This window comes from Paraburkholderia sp. PAMB 6770, from assembly GCF_057748135.1.
In genome coordinates, this window is sequence record NZ_CM173239.1 from 1,883,605 (window position 1) to 1,905,155 (window position 21,551).

A 21,551-nucleotide genomic window follows, 5' to 3' on the forward strand; every position below is an offset into this window, starting at 1 on the left:
CGGCCCCGTCCGCCGAAGCCGCGCGCACTCAGCTATGCGTGACCGGTCCCGCGCCCGCCGTCGCCGGCGGACTCGCGGGTTCGGTGAGAAGCGGCTGCAACGCCGGCGCGAGCGACTTCAGCAACTGCACCGACATCGCGCTCGTGAAGTCGTAGCGCGCCGCATAGGGTTCGTGCACGTAGGCGGTCAACGTGCCATAGAAACGGTCGCCCATGATGAACACGAACGTCGCGCTGCGGTTCACCTTGCGCGACTCGATCAGCCGGCCGCCCTTCGCAAACACTTCGAAGCGCTGGTCGCCGGTGCCCGTCTTGCCGTAGACCGGCAGCATCGCGCCGTCCGGAAAGCGCATCCCGTCCTGGAGCCGCACGGCCGTGCCGCCCTGCACGACGTCGCCGAGCAGCCGATGCACGACATGCACGATCTGCGGCGACAGTTGCGCCTGCGGTGCCGTGTCGGCGCGCACGAAACGCGTCTCGTAAGGCGTATGCGATGCGAAATCGAGCTGCGTGATCGTTTCCGTCGGCAGGCTCTTGCCGCCCGCGGCGACCACGCCGATCAACTGCGCGAGCGAGGACGGACGGTCGCCGGACGCGCCGATCGCCGCGGCGAACGACGGCGTCAGGTCGCTGAACGGGTAACCGAGCGCGCGCCATGCGCGGTCGATCGCCGTGTAGGCGCGCAGCTCGATCATGTGGCGGATGCGCCGGTCCTGCGTGGCGTGATAGCGGGTCTTGTAGAGCCATGTGTAAGCCAGCATGCGCGCATCGTGGCTCGCGGTCTGGGTCTGCGCGAGCGTCGCATCCGGGTGGGTGCGCAGGTAGCTGACCGTCCACAGTTCGAGCGGATGGACCTTCGCGATATAGCCGCGGTCGTTCAGATTGAAGCGGTCGATGCCGTACTTCGCGTAGAGCGTGGCGAGCGCATCGTCCGGGAGATTCTGCGCGGGCGTGCCCTTCAGTTGCGCGCGCATCTGTGCGTCGAACCAGCCCCGCGAGCCGTCGGGCTCGACGCTGCGCAGCACCGTCGCGATGCGCGGCGGCGACTTGCGCACGCCGTGGAGCAGCAGCGCGAGCGCCTCGCCCCCGGTCTTGCCGTGATACTTCGTGTAGAAGCGCTTTTCGTAGACGCGGCTCTCCGCATCGACGAAGCGGTCGAGATAGTGCTTGCGCACCACCGGATCGTCGAGCCAGGCGGACGACGGCCCCGACGTCCGGATCATTTCGTAGTGCACGATATCGCGCATCAGCCGCACGAACACGAGATTCACCGAGTGCTGGAACGCATCCTCGATCGTCAGGATCCGCCCGTTGTCGCTCTTGTCGAAATTGCTGAAGGTCTGCTCGCCGCCGCCCGTGTAGAACACTTCGCCCGGATTGGCCGAGTACTTGCGCTCGACCGCGGCATCGAGCATCGCCTGCAGCGAGCGGTCCCGCGTCTGCTCGAAATAGCCGATCGCCCAGCGCGACAGCGCGTCGGTCGGATCGGGCTGCACGCGCTTCAGCTGCGCGACGCTCATCGCGCCGTAGCGCGCGTGCAGATCGGACATGATCTGCAGATACGTGATCACCGTGCGCAGCTTCGCGGTCGAACCGAGGTTCAGCCGCGCGCCCGAGTTGATGTCGAACGGCTCGTTGACACTGTCCGTCTGCACACGCACGAGATTCGCGCCGCCGGTGCGCTCATACAGCGTGAAGCTGAACGCGATCTTCGACGGATCGTCGCCCGGGCGCAGCATCTCCGGGCCGTACAGGCCCGCCGCCTGTGCACCGGCCTTCGTGCCGGCCGCCGCGAGCTGCGCGGCAACGGCCTGCTGCACCGCGTTGTTGAGCGTGCCCGTTGCCCGCAGATCGAGCCGGTCGAGCTGGTAATAGCTCGGCAAGCCGAGCGCCGACAACAGATGCGTGCGCATCTGTGTGACGGCTTTCTGCGCGACGAACGACGCATCGTCGCGCGACGCCGCCGGCGCGTCCGCGAGCGCGATGTGCGTCGCGAGCGCCGCGTCGCGCAGCGCCGGCGTGATCACGCCGCCGCTTGCGAGCAACCGCAGATAGCTGTCGGTCATCCGCTGCAGCACCGGGTAGCCCCGATGCAGGAAGTACGACGGCGCGCGCTGCGCGATCATCAGCGACAGCACTTCGCGAAACGCCCGGGCGCGCTCCGCAAGATTGGCGGCGTCCGGCCGCGCCTTCAGGATAGCGTTCACATCGGCGAAATCGCGCCCGTACCAGGCCTTCAGACCGTCGCCGATACCGTTGATTTCGCCCGTGCCCGGCCGCGCCGACAGCGGCACCGAGTTCAGATACTCGACGACGATCTCGCGGCGCGCCGGCATCGTCTGCGGCCCGTTCAGATACGCGCGCACCGACGCCGACGCGATCTGCCGCAGCTTTTCCGGCGGCGAAGCAGTGCGTCCGTCCGCCGAGTGGCGGAATTTCTCGATCTGCGTGGCAAGCGTGCTGCCGCCGGGCTGCGCCTGATGCCGGTCGACCAGGCGGATGCCTTCGTCGAGCAGCGCGCGGCTGAAACGCCCCCAGTCGATCGCCGGATTGCGGTTCGGCTGGTTGCGGTCGAGCAGTTGGCGATCCTCGATGAAGAGCAGCGAATCGACCATCAGCGGCGGCACCGCATCGAAGCTGCCGTAGACGCGATGCGGGTAGCGTGCGTCGAAGAGCGTCTTGCCGGTGCCGTCGACAAGTTGCAGACCGGCCTGGTCTTTCTCCTGATACGGCAGGAACAGACCCGCATCGGCCAGTTGCAGCATGCGTTCCGAATCGCGCGCCTGCGCGGCGATGACAAATCCATGGGTATTCAGGCGCTTTTCGAACGAAGGCAGCAGCGCGTAGCCGAGCCGCTCGTCATAGGGTCCGGCGGAAGGAAAGCGGATATCGGGGCTCGCGCCGTTGCCGACGGTAAAGCCGACGTCGCGCGTGAGTTCGGACAGATAGCGCGCCTGCAGGCGGGAGGTCTGGATTTCGAGCTGGCAAAGTTTCGCGAAGATCGCGAGCGCGACCAGCAATGCGGCGATGAGCGACCACTTGAGCCATTTACCGAACGATACGGCAGCGGTTGCGCTCGCGCGATGCGGAATCCGAACGAGTGGCCGATTCATGGCGGCGTCTCCCTCGCAGGCCGCAAGGATGCAAACATGGCCTGCATCGCATTCAGTGTAGCGCTGTTCGTCCCGTCCCGACGGGGCCGGACTTACCCGACAGTCTCGCGCCCGCAACACCGCTTCAAGCGGGCCTGGCAAAGCGCGAAGCGGCATGAGATAGTGAGTGTTTCCGCGTCGCTTTGCGCAGGCAGACCCGCCTGCGGCCGCAAACAGCCCGCGCAGCACGCGCACAGCAAGTACGCGCACGCGCGCACTGCGCCGCACGCCGCGCGCCGCGCCCGCGAAAACCCGCTCCCGAGGCTATCCTTTTCGTTCGACCTGGCGGCGTACCGCCGCGTTCACCCGTTTGGCCGGCGCGCCTGCAGCAGCGCGATGAACTGCGCGGCCGGCGCCGGCAGCACGCCGCCGCGCCGCGTGACGATGCCGAACGTCTGCGACGGCGACTTCAGTTGCACCGGCAGGATCCGCAGCAGCCGGTGCTGTGCGAACAGCGCGGCGATGCCGGCCGGCAGCAGCGACACCAGGTCCGCGCTCTGCTGCAGCAGCGCCACGGTCACGAAGGTCGACGCGGTCGAGATCGCGCTCGCCGGCAGGCTCATCCCGGCGAGATCCAGTTCGCGTTCGAGCAGCGCGTGCAGCGGCATCTGGCTCGGATACGTGACCCAGCGATAGCCGGCGAGATCGCGCAACGTCATCTCCCGGCGCAGCACCGGCGGATGCACGCGGCCCACCACCACCGACAGCGGCTCGGCGCCGAGCGCGTGATACGCATAGCGCGACGGATCGGCACTGACCGCGGCGCGGCCCACCACGAGATCGAGCCGCCCGTCGTCGAGCTGCACGAGCATGCGCGCGCTGGTGTCCTCGAGGATTTCGATCGCGAGGTCCGGGTCGCTCGCGTGCAGCGCATCGAGCGCCGGCAGCACCCAGTCCGCGAGCGCCCCCATGATCGCGCCGATCGCGAGCCGGCCGCCGCGCCCCGAGCGCAGTTGCGCGACGTCGCGGCAGAGCGCGGTCAGGTCGGTGGCGACGAGTCGCGCATAGCGGATCACGCAGTCGCCGAACGGATTGGGCCGCATCCCGTTCTTCGAGCGTTCGAACAGCGGCGCCTCCAGCATCGTCTCCAGTTCGTGCAGCGCCTTGCTCGCCGCCGACTGCGTCATCGCCAGCGCGCGCGCCGCCTTGTGCAGCGACTTGTGATCGTCGAGCGCGATCAGCAGGTGCAGCTGCTTCATCCGCAGCCGCGAGAACAGCACGTTCAGCGTGTCTTTCATGTAAGTCGCAAAAGCGATCACGAGTTGGAAACAATTCACTATACAAGGCACTTGCGCCCGCCGTATAGTCGATGCGCGCTGCCGGGCGCCCCGCCCGGCGCTCCCATTCAACTTCCCGCCTGTCCGCCATGAACAACGCCATCTCGCGGCCGCGCTATCGCGGCGTGTTTCCGGTCGTGCCGACCATCTTCGACGAAGCCGGCCGGCTCGATCCCGAAGGCCAGAAGCGCTGCATCGACTTCATGATCGATGCGGGCTCGAACGGCCTGTGCGTGCTCGCCAATTTCTCCGAACAGTTCAGCCTCTCGGACGACGAGCGCGACATGCTGATGCGGCTCGCGCTCGACCATGTGGCCGGCCGCGTGCCGGTGATCGTCACGACCACCCACTTCAGCGCGTATCAGTGCGCGCAGCGCAGCAAGGCCGCACAGGACGCCGGCGCCGCGATGGTGATGGTGATGCCGCCGTACCACGGCGCGACGATCCGCGTGCCGGAGCGCGGCATCTACGCGTTCTACCAGACGGTGTCCGATGCAATCGACATCCCGGTGATGATCCAGGACGCGCCGGTGGCCGGCACGCCGCTGTCGGCGGCGTTCCTCGCGCAAATGGCCCGCGAGCTGCGCAACATCGCGTACTTCAAGATCGAGACGCCGCAGGCCGCCGGGAAGCTGCGCGAGCTGATCGAGCTGGGCGGCGCGGCGATCGAGGGTCCGTGGGACGGCGAAGAGGCAATCACGCTGATGGCCGACCTGGACGCCGGCGCGACCGGCGCGATGACCGGCGGCGGCTACCCGGACGGCATCCGCCAGATCGTCGACGCGTACGCCGCCGGCGACGCCGAAGCGGCCGCCGCCCACTACCAGCGCTGGCTGCCGCTCATCAACTACGAAAACCGCCAGGGCGGCCTTGCGTCGTGCAAGGCGCTGATGAAAGAAGGCGGCGTGATCCGCTGCGACGCGGTGCGCGCGCCGCTGCCGCCGATGCATCCGGCCACCCGCGCCGGACTGCTCACCATCGCCCGGCGCCTCGATCCGCTGGTGCTGCGCTGGGGCCACTGAGCGCGCGGCCGGCGCGGCGCGCCGCCCGGCCGGGTCGCGCGTAGCCGAGGCCAGCATGCCCGGCCTTGGGCGGCCTTGGGCGGCCAGGTGCGGCCCGGTGCGGCTTGGGCGGCTTGGGCGGCTTGGGCGGCTTGGGCGGCCCGTGAGGCCCGTGAGGCCCGTGAGGCCCGTGAGGCCCGTGAGGCTTGTGCGGCCTTATGCGGCCTTATGCGGCCCGGTACGGCTCGTGCAACCTGCACAACCCGCGCGTCCGCCATCGCGGGATGGCGGACGGCGCCAAATTGAGTAACATAGCCGCGCACCCCATCACTCGCCGACCCATGACAGCACCACGCCGAGAACTCACGCCGGAAACGCTCGCCGAACTGCTCGAACGTGTGGCCGCGGAAGACCCCGCGGCACTGCGCACGCTCTACGACACCGTCGCCCCGAAACTGTTTGGGGTTGCGCTCCGTATATTGAGCAGGCACGAGTGGGCCGAGGAAGTGTTGCAGGACAGCTTCGTCAACATCTGGCGCTACGCGGGCGATTACCGTCGCGGACTGTCGGCGCCGATGACCTGGATGTCGACCATCGTCCGCAACCGCGCGCTCGACCACCTGCGGCGGGTCAACCCGCAGGAAACCGAATGGAGTGATGGCTTGGAAGACCTTGTCGCAAGCGCAACCCCGGACCCCGAGGCGCTGTCGGCCGTCAGTCTGGAGGCGCGGCAACTGGACGGATGCATGCAGCAGCTGGAGCCGGCCCAGCGCCAGGCGGTCGCCCTCGCCTATCTGCGCGATCTGAGCCACAGCGAGATCGCCGACGTGCTGACCGTGCCGCTCGGCACCGTCAAGTCATGGATCCGGCGCGGCCTGAGCAAGCTGAAAACCTGCTTGGGGGGTGCGTGATGAACCTGCACCGCTATCCGCATCTGGTCGATCTGCTCGCCGCCGAATACGCGCTCGGTACGCTGCGCGACGGCGCACGTCGCCGGCTGCAAACCTATGCGCGCGGCGACGCCGTGCTGCGCCGCGCACTGCTTGACTGGGAACAGCGTCTCGCGCCGATGGCCGAACTCGCGCCGGAAAGCCTGCCGTCGCCGCAGGTCTGGGCACTGATCGAGCGGCGCCTCGGCCTGGGGTCTACGGCGGCGTCAGCCTCCGCGGGTGCGGCTTCGGCGGCGGCGTCAGCCTCCGCGTCGTCGGCCCCATCGGCCCCGGCGCGGGCCGCCGCCGCGCGCGCGCCGCGCCGGCTGGTCGACAGCCTCGCGTTCTGGCGCGGCTGGGCGGTCGCCGTCACCGCGCTCGCGGCGATCGCGCTGGTGGTCGCGCTGCGCCCGCTGTTCGCGCCGGGCCCGCCAGCGGGCGTACCGCCGGCCACGCTCGCGCAGCAGGGCGAGGCGGCGTTCTCGCACGTCGCCGTGCTCGCCGACAAGACCGAGAAGCCCGTGTTGCTCGTTGCGTGGGACGAGGCGCACGACACGATGTCGGTGCATCGTGTCGGCAAGGTCGACCTGCCGCCGGGCAAGGCGATGGAGCTGTGGGGCATTCCCGCCAGCGGTCATCCGGTGGCGCTCGGGATGATGCCCGACAGCGGCAACGGCACGCTGCCGGCCCGTCACGCGCGGCCGGAGGGCTATGCGGCGCTCGCGATCTCGATCGAGAATCCGGGCGGCTCGCCCAATCCGAACGGCCCGAGCGGCCCCGTCGTGCTGAGCGGCAAGCTGCTGCCGGTCACGTAACGTGACGTGACGCGGATGCGCAGCTACTACGAAGCGACCGTGCACCGGCCGTCGCGCCCGGCGCTGCGCGGCCGGCAGAGCGCGGAAGTCTGCGTGGTCGGCGGCGGGCTCGCCGGACTGTCCACCGCGCTCGGCCTCGTCGAGCGCGGCATCCGCGAGGTCGTCGTACTCGACGCCGAGGCTGTCGGCTTCGGCGCGTCGGGCCGCAACGGCGGCTTCGTGTTCGGCGGCTACAGCCTCGACTGCGCGGATCTGCTGCGCCGCCTCGGACCGGCGCGCGCCCGCGCGCTGTACGCGCTCACCACCGACGCCGTCGCGCTGATGCGCGCGCGCATCGCGCGCTACGCGATCGACTGCGACCTCACCGACGCCGGCGTGATCCTCGCCAACTGGTTCGGCGACGACGCGCGGCTCGACCGCCAGCGCCGGCTGATGAAAAACAGCTTCGGCGTCGACTGGGAACCGGTGCCGGCCGCGACGCTCGCCCAGCGCCTGAAAACACGCCGCTATTGCGGCGGCCTTTTTGAGCGCGACGCGTTTCACTTTCATCCGCTGAAGTACTTGCTCGGCGTCGCGGCGGCGCTCGAAGCCGGCGGCGCGCGCGTGTACGAGCACTCGCCGGCCGTGCGCATCCGCGCGCAGGCGGGCGGCTTTGCGGTCGAAACGGCGGCCGGCGTGCTCGACGCGCGCCATGTCGTGATGGCGGGCGGCGGCTACGCGCGCGACGTCTATCCGCGCGTCGAACGGGCGGTGCTGCCGATCGCGACCTACGTGATGGCGACCGAACCGCTCGGCGACCGTCTGAAGGACGCGATCGATACCGCGGCGGCGGTCTACGACACCCGCTTCGCGTTCGACTACTACCGGCCGCTGCGCGACACGCGCATCCTGTGGGGCGGCCGCATCTCGGTGCGCAACCGCTCGCCGCAGGCGATCGCGCGGCTCCTGCAACGCGATCTCGTGAAGGTGTACCCGCAGTTGCGCGACGTGCGCATCGAGCACGCCTGGGGCGGCCTGATGAGCTACGCGCGTCACAAGATGCCGCAGATCGGCCGCGACCCGGACGGCGTGTGGCACGCGGTCGGCTTCGGCGGCCACGGGATGGCGCCGACCACGGTCGCCGGCGAGCAGCTCGCGGCCGCGCTGAGCGGCGAGCGGCCGATCGCCGAAGGGTTCGCCGCGTTCGGCCTCGCGCCCGCATTCGGCGCGCTCGGCCTCGCGGCCGCGCAGCTGACCTACACGGCGATGCAGGCGCGCGACGCGCTCGCCGCGTACCGCCACCCGGCCGCGTAAGACCCGGCGCACGCGGCCGCCCGGCCGCGCCGGGCGTTGCCCGGGCGGTCCGTGGACGGAGAATCCGGCGTGCTAGAATTTCCTGTCATCGCCGATGAATTACACAATGCAAAAGGCAAGCAAGGGCGCCGCTCCCGATCCCGCCGGCATCCCGTCCGAACCCCGGCCCGGCGGCGCGCGGCGCGGCGAGCCCCGGCGCCGGTACGATCCCGAAGAGACGAAGCGCAACATCCTCGAAGTCGCGACCCAGGAGTTCTCCGCGATGGGACTCGCGGGCGCGCGCGTGGACGCGATCGCCGAGCGCACGAACACCACCAAGCGCATGCTGTATTACTACTTCGAGAGCAAGGAAGGCCTGTATCAGGCCGTGCTCGAAAAAGTGTACGGCGACATCCGCGCGCTCGAACAGGACCTGCACGTGAGCGAGCTGGATCCGGTCGAGGGGATGCGCAAGCTCGTCGAGTTCACGTTCGACTACCACGACCGCCATCGCGACTTCGTGCGGCTGATCACGATCGAAAACATCCACGGCGCGAAGTACGTCGAGCAGTTGAAGACGTTCAAGACGAACAATGCGAGTGCGATCGAAACGATCGAGGACCTGCTCGCGCGCGGGGTCGCGTCCGGCCAGTTCCGCAGCGACGTCGACCCGATCGACCTGCACCTGATGTTCAGCGCAATGTGCTTTCACCGGATCGGCAACCGGCACACGTTCGGCACCGCGTTTGGCCGCGACCCGTCGCATCCGCGGCTGCGCGCGCGGCATCGCGCGATGATCGTCGACGCCGTGCTGCGCTATCTGCGCAAGGACGACTGATCCCGCGGCATCGCGGGTGCCCGGCGCCCGACCCGATGCGCAACGCGAGGTGCGCAACGCGAGGTGCGCAGCGCGAGGTTCGCAACGCGAGGTTCGCAACGAAGCGCGAAATGAAGAGCACAACGAAACGCGCGGCGCGGCGCGCGGCGCCGCGCAACCCGGCGCAAACGCACAGCGTGGGCCGCCGTCGCCACCCGGCTGCCCGGCTGCCCGGCTGCCCGGCCGCCTCAGCGGCGCATGACGCCCGCGTGCGTGCTACGCGTGCATCTCGATGCGGCGAATATCCCCGACGATGAAGATGTACGACAGCGCGCCGATCAGCGCGACCACGCCGATGAAGATCAGCGCGCCGACGAACGAGCCGGTCGCCGCGACGATGAATCCCACCACCAGCGGCGTCACGATGCCCGCCAGATTCGCGGCGAAGTTGAAGATGCCGCCGGTCACGCCGAGCAGCCCGTCCGGCGCGATATCCGACACGAGCGTCCAGCCGAGCGCCGCCATCCCCTGCGCGAAAAACGCCACCGACAGGATCGCGATCACCGCAACGTTGCTCTCGACGTAATTGGCGAGAATGATCGTCGACGCAAGCAGCAGCCCGGCGATGATCGGCAGCTTGCGCGCGAGGTTGGCCGACGCGCCGCGGCGCAGCAGCCAGTCCGAGAACAGGCCGCCGAACATCACGCCGATCGACGCCGCAATGAACGGCATCACCGCGAAAAAGCCGATCTTCAGCCAGCCCATATGCCGCGCAGTGGCCAGATAGGTCGGAAACCACGTCAGGAAGAACACCAGCGTCGAGTTCCCGGCGAACTGGCCGAGGCAGATGCCGGTCAGTTGCCGGTGCTTCAGCAACTGGCCGATCGTGCGCCAGTCGAAGCCGCGCGCCGCGCCGGCCCGGCCGCCGGTCTGTGTGCCGGTCGGTGTGCCGGTCGGTGTGTCCGTCTGTGCGGCGATCTGCGCGCCTGCCTGCGCACCCTTCTGCGCACCGCCGCGGCGATGCGTGAGTCCGCCGCCCGCCTCGATGTACTGCAGTTCTGCCGCGTTCGCCGCCGGATGCGCATGCGGCTCGCGATAGCAGAACCACCAGACGAGACCAAACGCGATACCGACGCCGCCCACAACCCAGAACAGCGAGCGCCAGCCGAACGCACCCATCAGCGCGAACAGCACCGGGCTGAAGAACGCGAGGCCGATGTACTCGCCGACGGTGTAGGTGCCCGTCGCCATCGCGCGTTCGCTCTGCGGAAACCAGGTGGCGACCACCCGGCTATTGGTCGGAAAGCACGGCGCCTCGGCCACGCCGAGTCCGAGCCGCAGCGCCATCAGCGGCGCAATGCCGCTCACGAGCCCTTGGGCGAGCGTGCACAGCGACCAGAACGTCATCGACAGGAAATACGTGAGCTTGCTGCCGAAGCGGTCCAGAAACAGGCCGCCCGGAATCTGCGCGACCACGTAGCTCCACGAGAACATCGAGAACAGCAGCCCGAGCAGCGCGGCGTTGATGCCGAGTTCCTTCGTCAACTGCGGCGCCGCGATGCCGAGCACGGTGCGGTCCAGGTAGTTGATCAGCGTGCCGACTGCGAGCAGCGCGAGAATCCGGTAGCGCACGTTCGAGCGCCGCGCGCCGGCAAGCGCGGACGGCGGCCGCGCGGCGTCGTGCAGATCGGGCTGCGCAGGGTGACTGGGTTGCGGCATGTCGTGTCTCCACCATATGTTGTTGGATGCGCGAAGCGCGGGGCTCAGCGCGGCAGCAAGGTCTGGAAATGCGCGAACATCCGCTCGGCATCCGGTTCCAGTCCGGTAAAGAGGCGCAGCGCGTCGACCGCCTGATAGACCGCCATGCCGCCGCCGCTCAGCGTGCGGCAGCCCGCTGCCTCGGCGGCCTGCAGCAGCGCGGTGCGAATCGGGAAATAGACGATGTCGGCCACCCACAGGTCGCGATGCAGCAGGTCGGCCGGCAGCGGCATGCCGGGGAGCTTCGCCATGCCGGTCGGGGTCGCGTGAATCAGGCCGTCGGCCTGCGCGAGCGCTTCGGCAAGCGCGTCGCCGGACCCTTCGCCCGCGCGCACCGCGGCGGCCGGAAAGCGCAGCTGCAGTTCCGCCGCAAGCGACTGGGCGCGCGCCGCGTCGACGTCGAACAGCGTCAGCGCGCGCGCGCCCATCGCGAGCGCCGCGTGCGCGACCGCCGCGCCGGCGCCGCCCGCGCCCAGTTGCACGACGCGCGCGAGCGGCGCATCCGGCAGGCCGCGCTGGAACGCGCGCGTGAAACCAGAGCAATCGGTGTTGTGGCCGATGCGCCGGCCGTCCCTCAGCAGCACCGTGTTGACCGCGCCGAGCGCGCGCGCGTCGTCGGACAGCTCGTCGAGGAGCGGGATCACCTGCTGCTTGCACGGATACGTGATGTTCAGCCCGTCGTAGCCCATCCGCCCGGCGGCGGTCAGCAGTTCGGGCAACGCGGACGGATCGAGCTTCAGCGCTTCGAGATCGATGCGGCGGTACACGTAGTTCAGACCGAGGCGGCGCCCCTCCTCCTCGTGCAACGCGGGGCTCAGCGAGCCGCCGATACCGAGGCCGATCAGCCCCACCAGGAACGACTGGTCGCTCGCGGAGGCGTTCATCGTGCCGCCCTCGCGCGCACGATCGCGGCCATCCGCTCCAGCGCGAGCACATAGCCCTGCGTGCCGCAGCCGACGAGCACCGCCTCGGCAATCGCCGACACATACGAGTGGTGCCGGAACGCCTCGCGCCGGTGCACGTTCGAGATGTGCACCTCGATGACCGGCTTGCCGATCGCGCTGAGCGCATCGGCGATCGCAACCGACGTGTGGGTGTACGCAGCCGGGTTGATGATCACGCCGTCCACCGTCGTGCGCGCCGCGTGCAGCCAGTCGATCAGTTGATGCTCCGCGTTCGACTGGCGGAAATCGAGCGCCAGATCGAGCCGCGCGGCCGCGTCGCGGCACATCCGCTCGACGTCCGCGAGCGTCTCGCCGCCATAGATCGCCGGCTCGCGCGTGCCGAGCAGGTTGAGATTCGGTCCGTTCAGGACCAGCACCGATGCAAAGCTCATCACCACCACTCCAGAAAAATCCTGCCCGCCCTGCGCGGCCCGCATGGCGGCGCCGGGGTGAGCGTGCCGGTAGTGTGCGCCCGAACCCCATGCGCGTCTTCTGGGGTTTATGCTAATTTGTACGATCTAGTTAGTTTGTATAGACTCCGGCCATATTCAATTCAAACTGGGCGATTACGCCGGTTTTTGGGAATGTCGAGGGAACGGGCTGGTTCATTTCCCGACGGTTCCCGACGTTTGCCGCCGTTATGCCGCCTCTTTTTCGCCCCACAGGAGCCGTTCATGCAGCGTTCGATTGCCACCGTGTCGATTAGCGGAACGCTGGTCGAGAAGCTGACGGCGATCCAGGCGGCCGGCTTCGACGGCGTCGAGATCTTCGAGAACGACCTGCTGTACTTCGACGGCTCGCCCGCCGACGTGCGCCGCCTCGCTGCCGATCTCGGCCTGAAGATCATGCTGTTCCAGCCGTTCCGCGATTTCGAGGGCGTCGCGCCCGAGCGCCTCGCGCGCAACCTCGAACGCGCGAAGCGCAAGTTCGAACTGATGCACGCGCTCGGCACCGACCGGATCCTCGTCTGCAGCAACGTGTCCGCCGATACGCTGCGCGACGACGGGCTGATCGTCGAGCAGCTCGGCGCGCTCGCGCAGGCCGCCGAAGCGGCCGGCGTGACCGCCGGCTACGAGGCGCTGGCCTGGGGGCGTCACGTGAATTCGTACCGGCATGCGTGGCGGCTCGTGAACGCGGTCGGCCATCGGCACCTCGGGCTCGTGCTCGACAGCTTCCATACGCTGTCGATCGGCGACCCGCTCGACGAAATCGCAACGATTCCCGGCGAGCGCATCGCGTTCGTGCAGATCGCCGACGCGCCGAAGCTCGCGATGGACGTACTCGAATGGAGCCGTCATTACCGCTGCTTTCCGGGGCAAGGGGATCTGGACGTCGCGGACTTCGCCGCGCGCGTCGTGGAGACGGGCTATCAGGGGCCGCTGTCACTGGAGATCTTCAACGACGGCTTTCGCGCCGCGCCGACGGCGGCGACCGCAGCCGACGGTCACCGCTCGCTGCTGTATCTCGAAGAATGCGTGCGCGAGAAGCTGAAGCCGGCCGCGCGCGCCGACGCCGACGCCGCCGCCCCCGCCGCCGTACTGTTCCGTCCGCCGGCCGCGCCTGCGCATATCGGCTTCCAGTTTCTCGAATTCGCGGTCGACGACGACGCGCGCGCCCGCCTCGCCGACTGGCTCGGCAAGCTGCAGTTCCGGCGCGCCGGCGAGCACCGCTCGAAGGACGTGACGCTGTATCAGCACGGCGCCGCGTCGATCGTGCTGAACGCGGAGGCGGACTCGTTCGCGAGCGCGTTCTTCCAGCAGCATGGGCTGTCGCTGTGCGCGTCGGCGCTGCGCGTGGACGACGCCGCGCGCGCGTTCGAGCGCGCCGCCGGTTTCGGCTGCGCGCCGTTCTCCGGCAAGGTCGGCCCGAACGAGCGGGTGGTGCCCGCCGTGCGCGCGCCGGACGGCAGTCTCAGCTATTTCGTCGACGAGGCGCCAGACGCGCCCACGCTGTTCGAAGCCGATTTCGTGCTCGCGTGCGACACCGCGCCCGCGACGCCGCTCCTGAGCGGCATCGACCATATCGTGCTGTCGTTGCCGGCCGACGCGCTCGACACATGGGTGCTGTTCTTTCGCGCGGTGCTCGGCTTCACGGCCGAGCCGGGCTATGTCGTGCCCGACCCTTACGGGCTCGTGCGCAGCCGTGCGCTGCGCAGCCGCGACGGCTCGGTGCGGATTGCGCTGAACGCGTCGGTGGACCGCCACACCGCGGTGGCCGAGGCACTGCACACCTATCGCGGCACGGGGCTGAATCACGTCGCGTTCGGCACCGGCAACCTGTTCGACGCGGTTCCGCAGTTCATTGCGGCCGGCCTGCCGATCCTGCGCATTCCGCGCAACTACTACGACGACCTCGCGGCCCGCTACGCGCTGCCCGACGCGCTGATCGACGCCATGTCCGCGCGCCACATCCTGTACGAGCGCGACGAGCGCGGCGGCGAATTCTTCCACGCCTGCACCGAGCCGCTCGACCAGCGCTTTTTCCTCGAAATCGTCGAGCGGCGCGGCGGCTATGACGGCTACGGCGCCGGCAACACCGCCGTGCGGCTCGCCGCACAGGCCCGGCAGCGCCGCCACTAGACGCGCCGCGAGGCGCGCCGCTTCCGCACCGCTTTCCCGGCAGCACGCACCGCAACGGCCTCGTCCCGAGGCCGTCGGGGCACGGCGTCGCCGCGCCCCGCACATGACAAGAAACCCACGCTTCACAACACGGAGACGACCGATGAAGAAAACTCGCCACACCCTGAAAAAGCTCGCCCTCTCGACCGGCGCGACGCTGTTCGCCGCGCCGGCATTCGCGCAGAGCAGCGTCACGCTGTATGGCGCGGTCGACGACGCGTTCGTCTACGCGAGCAACCAGAAGGGTCACTCGAACCTCTATCTGCGGCAGGGCAACGTGTACGCGTCGAAGTTCGGGCTGCGCGGCAACGAAGACATCGGCGGCGGCACCCACGTGATCTTCGACCTGCAGAATGGCTTCGACCCGAATACCGGCGCGCTTTCGTCGGCCTCGCAACTGTTCAACCGCGAGGCCTACGTCGGGCTGCAGAACGCGACGTACGGCACGCTGATGCTCGGTCGCCAGTACACGCCGTACTACCAGTTCGTCGGCCCGCTGACCGGCAGCAACTGGCTCACCGGCGCGACCGGCGCGCACCCGGGCGACATCGACGGGCTCGACACGACGATCCGCATCAACAACGCGGCGGTCTACGACACCCCGGACTGGAATGGCCTGCAGGCAAGCGGCATGGTGGCGCTCGCCGGCATCGCCGGCAGTCCCGGCGAGGGGCAGACGCTGAGCGGCGCGCTGCGCTACGGGCGCGGCCCGCTGAACCTCGCGGCGGGTTATCTGAGGATGGACAACGCGCAGCAGACCACCGGCTTCGATCCGGCCTCGACCGGCAGCTTCGGCACGTCGGCGCTGAATGCCGGCTACGTGTCGGCGCGCGCGCTGCAGCACGTCGCGCTGGCGGGCAACTACACGCTCGGCAACCTGATGCTCGGCGTGAGCTGGTCGAACGTCGAGTACCTCGCCGGCGGGCGCGCGCGCTTCGCCGACACCGCGGTATTCAACACGTACGCGGCGCTTGCCACCTACCGCTTCTCGCCGGCGTTCGACGTCGGCGGCGGGTTCGCATACACGCTCGCCTCGCAGGCAAACGGCATCGGCAGCGCCGCGCGCTATCAGCAATTCTCGCTGAAAGAGGCCTACCACCTGTCGAAGCGCACCTCGCTGTACGCGCTGCAGGCCTACCAGCACGCGAGCGGACAGACGCTGGGCGCGGCGGGCGCCGGCGACATTGTCGACGCCGCGCCGTCGGTCGGCGACTCGCAGAACGCGACGCCGTCCTCGACGAACGGCCAGTTCGTCGGCATGGTCGGCATCGCGACCCTGTTCTGAGCATCGCGCGTAACGCCGCGTAACACTTTGCCGATTCTTGCAACATGTGCGCCCCGCTCATGCCGGGGCGCTTAAGAATGGTTTAAGACTCGCCCGCCATGATCCACCGCACGGCAAAACAAGAGGTGGAAAGCATGGCCCCGACAGATCGCAACCCCGCTGCACCCGCGGCGCCCGCCAAGCGGCCGACGATATTGCGTCGTCTGTTGAGCCACCACGAACTCGCCACGCTGCTGCTGTTGCTGCATGCGCCGATCGACGCGTCAGCCAAGCCGGAGATTCCGATCCTGCACGAGGCGGGGCTCGTCGAGACGGTCGCGAGCGAAGCCGGCGCGTCGAGGATTCGCCTGACGCCCGAAGGCAATGCGGTGCTGCGCGGTCTCGGCGTGCGCGACGTGCGCTCGAAGCGCGACGACGACGACGACGCCTAGGCCTGCCACACCGCGTAACCGGCCTCGCGCAGCCCGATGGCCAGTTCGACCTCCATGTCGCGCGCGCCGTCATACGGCATCGGGTTGAACACCGCATACAGTTCGGGCATCAGGCGCAGCCCGTAATCGCGCACGAAACGATTGGCCTGGATGCCGGCCTTGTGGCGGTCGAAGCGCAGATCCGGATCCAGCCCCGTCATCCCGACATACACGCAAGGCCGCTCGAAGCGGTAGTCCGGATTCGCGCGGCGAAAGCGCGCCTCGTTCCACACCGGGTCGGATAACGCGATCACGTAGACGCAGTAGCGGTGACGCGCGCGGCTGCCCGAACCCGATGTCATCGCGCCGCGTCAGCCCTGCGCGGTGCCGTGCAGCAGCATCCGGTACTCGGTCGGCGTGATGCCGACGGTCGCCTTGAACTGCCGGGTGAACGCGCTGTGATCGGTGTAGCCGCACAGCGCGGCGACGTCCGTCACCTTGTCGTGCGACACGAGCAGCGCGGTCGCCGCGTCGAGGCGCGTCTTCAGCAGCACCTGGCGCGGCGTGAGATGAAAGACCTTGTGAAAGTAGCGTTCGAGCTGCGCGACGGACATGTCGGCCATCGCCGCCAGCTGTTTCAGGTTCAGCGGCTGCACGTAGTTGTCCTGGATGGACTGGACGACCGCGGCGAGCCGGCTGTACGCGGGATGACTGACCTCGTCCGCCTTCAGGTCGCGCGAGATGCCCGCGAGCCCCACCACCCGCCCTTCCGTGTCGCGCAGCGGCTGCTTGCAGGTCAGGCACCAGCCCGGCTGGCGCCCCGGATACAGGTGCAGCTCGAGCTGGTCGACCAGCCGGTTGCCGACGGTGATGATGTGCCGGTCCTGCGCCGTATAGATGCGGCCGAAGCGGCGCGGAAATACGTCCTCGGCGGTCCTGCCGAGCAGCGCGGCCTTGTCCTTGTGGCCGCAGCGCGACGCCAGCGTGCGGTTGACGAGCGCGTAGCGCGCCTGTGCATCCTTCACGAAAAACACCACGTCGGGCATCGCGTCGAAGACCGGTTCGAGCAGCGTGAAGTGCGACAGCATGCCCGTCAGCGTGGCATCGGCTGGGTCGAGCGGATGATCCAGCGGGTTCATCATGCGTATCCAGGACATCGGGTGTGGAGGCTGCGCTCGATTATAGAGCCGGGCGATACGGCAAAAAAATGGGGCTAAACCGCGCGGCGGCAGTTTGTTCGGGTCTCGGGTTTGCTGGTGGTAGTGCTGGTAGTGCTGGTAGTGCTGGTAGTGCTGGTAGTGCTGGTAGTGCTGGTAGTGCTGGTAGTGCTGGTAGTGCTGGTAGTGCTGTCGTTGCTGTCGTTGCTGTCATCACTGCGCTGTCGTCGTTGCGCTGTCGCCCTCGAACGGTCGCCACCGCGCGGGCGTCATCGCTCCGGTGCGCTGTCGTCGGTCGCGGCCATCAGTGTCGCGATGCGCGCCGGATACACCGGCGGGCGCACCTGCGCGGTCTGCCAGCCGAAGTAGGTCTCAGCCGCGCTGCCGCAGATCCGCCCCTGGCATGCGCCCATCCCGCAGCGCGTCTGGAGTTTCGCGTCGCGCCAGTTCGCCCGCCGTGCGACGTCGCCAAACGGCACGTCCTCGCAGCGGCACAGCAGCGTGTCGTCCGGCGGCGGCGTGCGCGCGGCGTCGCGCAGTGCGAACGCGCGCGCGACGCGCTGCGCGAAGCGCCGCCAGCGCGCACGCTCGCCGGCACACGCAGCCGCCGCGTCGGCGCGCCCGCCTGCGTGCCAGCCGGCGATCTCGCCCTCCACGCGCGCCAGTTCCATGCCGCCGACGCCGGTACACTCGCCCGCCGCCAGCACATCGGCAATCGACGTGCGTTGCGCGTCGTCGACGACGATCGCCCCCGACGCGTCGATCGCGCAGCCGAGCGCCCGCGCAAGCGCACTCTCGGGCGCGAGCCCGTAACCGCACGCGACGCGCTCGCAATCCAGCGTGACCTCGCGCGCGCCGCGCAGCACCGTCACGGCCTCGACGCGCGCCGTGCCGTGCGCGGCGCGCACGACGCTGCCGCTCCAGTAGCGCGACAGCGGAAAGCCGCGCGTCAGTTGCGCGGCCTGCAGCAGCTTCGCGGGCGTGGCGCCGAGCGACAACGCAAAGCGCGCCACCGCGGCAGCCGGCGCCTGCTCGACGACCGCCTGAACCTGCGCGCCCGCGGCACGCGCGGTCGCCAGCGCGGCCAGCAGCAGCGGACCGCTGCCCGCGATCACGATGCGCTCGCCGCGCACCGGCAGGCCCCCCTTGATCAACGCCTGCAGGCCGCCCGCGCCGGTCACGCCCGGCAGCGTCCAGCCGCTGAACGGCAGCAGCCGCTCGCGCGCGCCGGTGCAGAGGATCAGCGTCCGATAGCCCACCTGCATGCCGCGCTGCCCGGCCAGTTCGACGAGCAGCGTGCGCGGCGCGGGCAGCGCCACCACGCGCGCCGATGGCCATGACGTGAGCGCCGCCGGATCCTGCAGTAACGCCTGCACCGCGCGCAGCGGCGCAGGCATCGGGTGCGCCGGCCCGTGCCGCCAGACCTGACCGCCCGCGCGCGGGTTGTCGTCGAGCAGGGCCACCCGCGCGCCCGCGCGCACGGCCGCCTGCGCGGCGCTCAACCCCGCCGGACCCGCGCCGACGATCACGACGTCGAAATCCTGCTTCATCGCGGCCCCGTCGTGTCGATCCGCTGGCCGTTCGCGCACAGGGTCTGGCACGCAAGCACGTGCCGCACGCCGTCGACCGTTACTCTGCACTCCTGACAAATCCCCATTCCGCACAATGCGCTGCGCGGCTCGCCGCTCACCGACGTGCGGGTCGCGCGCACGCCCGCGATCGCGAGCGCGGCAAACACGGTCATCCCGGCTTCGACCTGCACGGCGCGTCCATTGATCGTCACGGTGAGCGGGGTCGGCATCGGTTCAGGCACGCAGTTCGGGTTGAAAGAAGCGCTGCGGCAGATACGGATCCGGCGGAATCGGCGTGGCTTCGCCGACGATCTGCGCGGCCAGCAGTTGCGCGCTCGCAAGCGACGTGGTGACGCCGAGTCCCTCGTGCCCCACCGCGAGCCACACGCGCGCGCCGGCGGCATCGTCGAGCGGGCCGATCAGCGGCAGACCGTCGGGCGACGCCGCGCGAAACCCGGTCCACGCGCGCACCGCACCGAGCGTCGGCAGCGCCGGCAGATAGCGTGCGGCGCGGCGCAGCATCGGCGCGAGCACGTCCATCTCGACGGCGGGATCGGTCGTGCCGAACTGCCGCGACGAGCCGATCAGCAACTGCCCGGTCGGGCGCGGCTGCGCGTTGAACGCCACCGAGGTGCCCGCCGCGTGATGCGCGCTCTTGATGTAGCCGAGTTCGAGCAGTTGATGGCGGATCAGCCCCGGATAGCGGTCGGTGATCAGCAGATGGCCTTTCTTCGGCTGAAGCGGCAGCGTCGGCACGAGGCGCTGCGCGCCCATGCCGTTGGCGACGATCACGCAGGCGCCCTCGATACGCTCGCCGCCGGCCAGCGTCACCGCGCGCGCGTCGACGGCAGCGACGTCAGCGAAGCAGCGCACCGTGATGTTCGCCGCGCCGGGCGCCTGGGTGAGCAGCCATTCGGCGGCCGTCGGCGCATAGACGATGCTGTCGTCCGCGATGCGCAAGCCGCCGGCCATGCCGGGCGCAAGCGCGGGCTCGCAGTCGGCGAGCGCACGCGCGTCGAGCCATTCGGCCGCGACGCCGTGCGCCGCGAACAGCGTCTGCATCGCGCGGGCGGCCTGCCGCTCCTCGTCGTCGGCGGCGACCCACAGCGTGCCGCAGCGCGCGAACGCATCGCGCGCGCGCAACTGCGGCGCAAGCGCGAGCCACAGTGCGCGCGACCACGCGCTCAGCGCGAGTTCCGCCGGCGAGTCGTTCATCACGACGATGTGGCCCATCCCCGCGGCCGTCGCGCCGCCGCCGATGCCCTGCGCGTCGATCACCTCGACGCGCAGGCCGCGCGCGGCGAGCGCGGCGGCGCACGCCGCCCCGACGATGCCCGCGCCGACGATCACCGCATCCGCGCTCATGCCGTGCGCACGCCCCATGCGAACGGATCGCGCGCATCGAAGCACAGGCGGCCTTCGGCCATCACGTATGCGTGACCGGTGATGGTCGGCACGATCGCCGCGCCGCCGTCATCGCCCGCGCCTTCACGCTGGTAGCGGCCCTCGAACACGCTGCCGACGATGCTCTCCTGCCGCCATGTCGCGCCCTCGGCGAGCAGGCCGTCGGCCGCGAGGCAGGCGATCTTCGCACTGGTGCCGGTGCCGCACGGCGAGCGGTCGTATGCGTTGCCCGGACACAGCACGAAGCTGCGGCTGTCGATGCCCGCGCGCGAGCCCGGGCCAAACAGTTCGATATGGTCGATCAGCGCGCCGTCTGCGCCGGTGATGCGCTGCGCGATCAGTGCATCGCGGATCGCCGCGCTGAACGCGGTCAGCTCGGGAATCCGCTCGGCATCGAGCGTCTTGCCGTGCCCGGACGTGAGGAAGAACCAGTTGCCGCCCCACGCGATGTCGCCGGCAAGCGGACCGAAGCCCGGCACATCGACGCTGACCGCCTTGCGATAGCGATACGCAGGCACGTTGCGCACCGCGACGCTGCCATCCGCGTTCAGCGTGGCCTCGACGACGCCGACCGGCGTCTCGATGCGATGCGCGCCGGGCCCGATGCGCCCCATGTGTGCGAGCGACACGACGAGCCCGATCGTGCCGTGCCCGCACATGCCGAGATAGCCGACGTTGTTGAAGAAGATCACGCCAGCCGCGCAGCCGGGCGTATCCGGCTCGCACAGCAGCGCGCCGACCACGACATCCGAGCCGCGCGGCTCGGTGACGATGCCGGCGCGCCACGCGTCGAAGCGGGTGCGAAACACGTCGAGCCGTTCGGCGAGCGTGCCGCCGCCGAGATCCGGGCCGCCGGAGACCACCAGGCGGGTCGGTTCACCGCCGGTGTGCGAGTCGATGATGTTCACGGTTTTCATGGCGCCATCTTAGGAAGGCGGGTACCCGGCGGTCTTGAGAACAGTGCGCGCGGATTATGACGATTTCAGCATAATCCCGGATGCGCCGCGCGGCGCCTCGCAAGGGTCCGCCGGGCGCGCCGTCCGCGGGCCCCGGCGCCTTGCGCCGCAGCATGAAGATCGTGGCGCGCCGGGCACCGCATGCCGGCGGGCATGACGCGCGCCCCCGCGGGTCCGCGCGCGACA

19 protein-coding genes are annotated in these 21,551 nt (G+C 69.6%); 8 read left to right on the forward strand and 11 right to left on the reverse strand.

The window, feature by feature from the left end:
* Positions 1-28: 28 nt before the first annotated feature.
* The gene (locus AC3AP7_RS25760) at positions 29-3,112 is read right to left on the reverse strand and encodes a transglycosylase domain-containing protein (RefSeq protein ID WP_487363128.1); all 3,084 of its coding nucleotides are present in this window, start codon (positions 3,110-3,112) and stop codon (positions 29-31) included.
* A 341-nt stretch (positions 3,113-3,453) separates the two neighbouring features.
* A complete protein-coding gene (locus tag AC3AP7_RS25765; RefSeq protein WP_487363129.1) occupies positions 3,454-4,389 on the reverse strand; it encodes a LysR family transcriptional regulator in 936 nt (311 codons plus the stop codon).
* A gap of 128 nt (positions 4,390-4,517) precedes the next feature.
* On the opposite strand from AC3AP7_RS25765, the gene AC3AP7_RS25770 reads away from it, so the two are divergent.
* From AC3AP7_RS25770 to AC3AP7_RS25790, 5 genes are all read left to right on the forward strand, one after another.
* The gene (locus tag AC3AP7_RS25770; protein ID WP_487363130.1) at positions 4,518-5,450 is read left to right on the forward strand and encodes a dihydrodipicolinate synthase family protein; all 933 of its coding nucleotides are present in this window, start codon (positions 4,518-4,520) and stop codon (positions 5,448-5,450) included.
* A 320-nt stretch (positions 5,451-5,770) separates the two neighbouring features.
* Positions 5,771-6,340 carry an RNA polymerase sigma factor gene (locus AC3AP7_RS25775; protein WP_487363131.1) on the forward strand — a complete coding sequence of 190 codons (570 nt, stop codon included), beginning with the start codon at positions 5,771-5,773 and terminating at the stop codon, positions 6,338-6,340.
* Positions 6,340-7,173 (forward strand): anti-sigma factor, encoded by an 834-nt coding sequence (locus AC3AP7_RS25780; protein ID WP_487363132.1) that lies wholly within the window; start codon positions 6,340-6,342, stop codon positions 7,171-7,173. Before AC3AP7_RS25775 ends, AC3AP7_RS25780 begins: the two co-directional genes overlap by 1 nt.
* A gap of 15 nt (positions 7,174-7,188) precedes the next feature.
* Positions 7,189-8,466: an NAD(P)/FAD-dependent oxidoreductase gene (locus AC3AP7_RS25785; RefSeq protein ID WP_487363133.1), complete on the forward strand. Its 1,278-nt coding sequence runs from the start codon at positions 7,189-7,191 to the stop codon at positions 8,464-8,466.
* A 106-nt stretch (positions 8,467-8,572) separates the two neighbouring features.
* Complete coding sequence (locus tag AC3AP7_RS25790; protein WP_487363134.1) at positions 8,573-9,283, forward strand: TetR/AcrR family transcriptional regulator; 711 nt, start codon at positions 8,573-8,575, stop codon at positions 9,281-9,283.
* A 255-nt stretch (positions 9,284-9,538) separates the two neighbouring features.
* On the opposite strand, the gene AC3AP7_RS25795 is transcribed toward AC3AP7_RS25790, so the two are convergent.
* From AC3AP7_RS25795 to aroQ, 3 genes are read right to left on the reverse strand one after another with little or no spacing between them, the layout of a single operon-like run.
* Positions 9,539-10,981, reverse strand: a complete 1,443-nt coding sequence (locus AC3AP7_RS25795; protein ID WP_487363135.1) for an MFS transporter — start codon at positions 10,979-10,981, stop codon at positions 9,539-9,541.
* Positions 10,982-11,025: 44 nt separating this feature from the next.
* Complete coding sequence (locus AC3AP7_RS25800) at positions 11,026-11,904, reverse strand: shikimate dehydrogenase (protein ID WP_487363136.1); 879 nt, start codon at positions 11,902-11,904, stop codon at positions 11,026-11,028.
* A complete protein-coding gene (aroQ, locus tag AC3AP7_RS25805) occupies positions 11,901-12,356 on the reverse strand; it encodes a type II 3-dehydroquinate dehydratase (protein WP_487363137.1) in 456 nt (151 codons plus the stop codon). Before aroQ ends, AC3AP7_RS25800 begins: the two co-directional genes overlap by 4 nt.
* Positions 12,357-12,638: 282 nt before the next feature.
* Here aroQ and AC3AP7_RS25810 point away from each other — a divergent pair, with 282 nt between their 5' ends.
* From AC3AP7_RS25810 to AC3AP7_RS25820, 3 genes are all read left to right on the forward strand, one after another.
* On the forward strand, positions 12,639-14,543 hold the full coding sequence (locus AC3AP7_RS25810; protein WP_487363138.1) for a bifunctional sugar phosphate isomerase/epimerase/4-hydroxyphenylpyruvate dioxygenase family protein: 1,905 nt from the start codon (positions 12,639-12,641) through the stop codon (positions 14,541-14,543).
* A 142-nt stretch (positions 14,544-14,685) separates the two neighbouring features.
* The gene (locus AC3AP7_RS25815) at positions 14,686-15,867 is read left to right on the forward strand and encodes a porin (protein WP_487363139.1); all 1,182 of its coding nucleotides are present in this window, start codon (positions 14,686-14,688) and stop codon (positions 15,865-15,867) included.
* Between the two features lie 134 nt (positions 15,868-16,001).
* Entirely contained in the window at positions 16,002-16,298 is a 297-nt protein-coding gene (locus AC3AP7_RS25820) for a hypothetical protein (RefSeq protein WP_487363140.1), read from the forward strand.
* On the opposite strand, the gene AC3AP7_RS25825 is transcribed toward AC3AP7_RS25820, so the two are convergent.
* From AC3AP7_RS25825 to AC3AP7_RS25850, 6 genes are all read right to left on the reverse strand, one after another.
* The gene (locus AC3AP7_RS25825) at positions 16,295-16,639 is read right to left on the reverse strand and encodes a hypothetical protein (RefSeq protein ID WP_487363141.1); all 345 of its coding nucleotides are present in this window, start codon (positions 16,637-16,639) and stop codon (positions 16,295-16,297) included. The two genes, AC3AP7_RS25820 and AC3AP7_RS25825, sit on opposite strands and share 4 nt — an antisense overlap.
* 9 nt (positions 16,640-16,648) lie before the next feature.
* Positions 16,649-17,416 carry a helix-turn-helix domain-containing protein gene (locus AC3AP7_RS25830; protein ID WP_487365019.1) on the reverse strand — a complete coding sequence of 256 codons (768 nt, stop codon included), beginning with the start codon at positions 17,414-17,416 and terminating at the stop codon, positions 16,649-16,651.
* A 287-nt stretch (positions 17,417-17,703) separates the two neighbouring features.
* Positions 17,704-18,984, reverse strand: a complete 1,281-nt coding sequence (locus tag AC3AP7_RS25835; protein ID WP_487363142.1) for an FAD-dependent oxidoreductase — start codon at positions 18,982-18,984, stop codon at positions 17,704-17,706.
* A complete protein-coding gene (locus AC3AP7_RS25840; RefSeq protein ID WP_487363143.1) occupies positions 18,981-19,235 on the reverse strand; it encodes a (2Fe-2S)-binding protein in 255 nt (84 codons plus the stop codon). Before AC3AP7_RS25840 ends, AC3AP7_RS25835 begins: the two co-directional genes overlap by 4 nt.
* Positions 19,236-19,239: 4 nt before the next feature.
* Positions 19,240-20,370 (reverse strand): NAD(P)/FAD-dependent oxidoreductase, encoded by a 1,131-nt coding sequence (locus AC3AP7_RS25845; protein ID WP_487365020.1) that lies wholly within the window; start codon positions 20,368-20,370, stop codon positions 19,240-19,242.
* Positions 20,367-21,326 (reverse strand): 4-hydroxyproline epimerase, encoded by a 960-nt coding sequence (locus AC3AP7_RS25850; protein WP_487363144.1) that lies wholly within the window; start codon positions 21,324-21,326, stop codon positions 20,367-20,369. The genes AC3AP7_RS25845 and AC3AP7_RS25850 overlap by 4 nt, the downstream gene beginning before the upstream one ends.
* Between the last annotated feature and the right edge of the window lie 225 nt (positions 21,327-21,551).

Excerpts from the sequence above, each read along its gene's own strand:
- AC3AP7_RS25760 (WP_487363128.1), bottom strand. The coding sequence starts at position 3,112 with ATGAATCGGCCACTCGTTCGGATTCCGCATCGCGCGAGCGCAACCGCT.
- AC3AP7_RS25765 (WP_487363129.1), bottom strand. The coding sequence starts at position 4,389 with ATGAAAGACACGCTGAACGTGCTGTTCTCGCGGCTGCGGATGAAGCAG.
- AC3AP7_RS25770 (WP_487363130.1), top strand. The coding sequence starts at position 4,518 with ATGAACAACGCCATCTCGCGGCCGCGCTATCGCGGCGTGTTTCCGGTC.
- AC3AP7_RS25775 (WP_487363131.1), top strand. The coding sequence starts at position 5,771 with ATGACAGCACCACGCCGAGAACTCACGCCGGAAACGCTCGCCGAACTG.
- AC3AP7_RS25780 (WP_487363132.1), top strand. The coding sequence starts at position 6,340 with ATGAACCTGCACCGCTATCCGCATCTGGTCGATCTGCTCGCCGCCGAA.
- AC3AP7_RS25785 (WP_487363133.1), top strand. The coding sequence starts at position 7,189 with ATGCGCAGCTACTACGAAGCGACCGTGCACCGGCCGTCGCGCCCGGCG.
- AC3AP7_RS25790 (WP_487363134.1), top strand. The coding sequence starts at position 8,573 with ATGCAAAAGGCAAGCAAGGGCGCCGCTCCCGATCCCGCCGGCATCCCG.
- AC3AP7_RS25795 (WP_487363135.1), bottom strand. The coding sequence starts at position 10,981 with ATGCCGCAACCCAGTCACCCTGCGCAGCCCGATCTGCACGACGCCGCG.
- AC3AP7_RS25800 (WP_487363136.1), bottom strand. The coding sequence starts at position 11,904 with ATGAACGCCTCCGCGAGCGACCAGTCGTTCCTGGTGGGGCTGATCGGC.
- aroQ (WP_487363137.1), bottom strand. The coding sequence starts at position 12,356 with ATGAGCTTTGCATCGGTGCTGGTCCTGAACGGACCGAATCTCAACCTG.
- AC3AP7_RS25810 (WP_487363138.1), top strand. The coding sequence starts at position 12,639 with ATGCAGCGTTCGATTGCCACCGTGTCGATTAGCGGAACGCTGGTCGAG.
- AC3AP7_RS25815 (WP_487363139.1), top strand. The coding sequence starts at position 14,686 with ATGAAGAAAACTCGCCACACCCTGAAAAAGCTCGCCCTCTCGACCGGC.
- AC3AP7_RS25820 (WP_487363140.1), top strand. The coding sequence starts at position 16,002 with ATGGCCCCGACAGATCGCAACCCCGCTGCACCCGCGGCGCCCGCCAAG.
- AC3AP7_RS25825 (WP_487363141.1), bottom strand. The coding sequence starts at position 16,639 with ATGACATCGGGTTCGGGCAGCCGCGCGCGTCACCGCTACTGCGTCTAC.
- AC3AP7_RS25830 (WP_487365019.1), bottom strand. The coding sequence starts at position 17,416 with ATGAACCCGCTGGATCATCCGCTCGACCCAGCCGATGCCACGCTGACG.
- AC3AP7_RS25835 (WP_487363142.1), bottom strand. The coding sequence starts at position 18,984 with ATGAAGCAGGATTTCGACGTCGTGATCGTCGGCGCGGGTCCGGCGGGG.
- AC3AP7_RS25840 (WP_487363143.1), bottom strand. The coding sequence starts at position 19,235 with ATGCCGACCCCGCTCACCGTGACGATCAATGGACGCGCCGTGCAGGTC.
- AC3AP7_RS25845 (WP_487365020.1), bottom strand. The coding sequence starts at position 20,370 with ATGAGCGCGGATGCGGTGATCGTCGGCGCGGGCATCGTCGGGGCGGCG.
- AC3AP7_RS25850 (WP_487363144.1), bottom strand. The coding sequence starts at position 21,326 with ATGAAAACCGTGAACATCATCGACTCGCACACCGGCGGTGAACCGACC.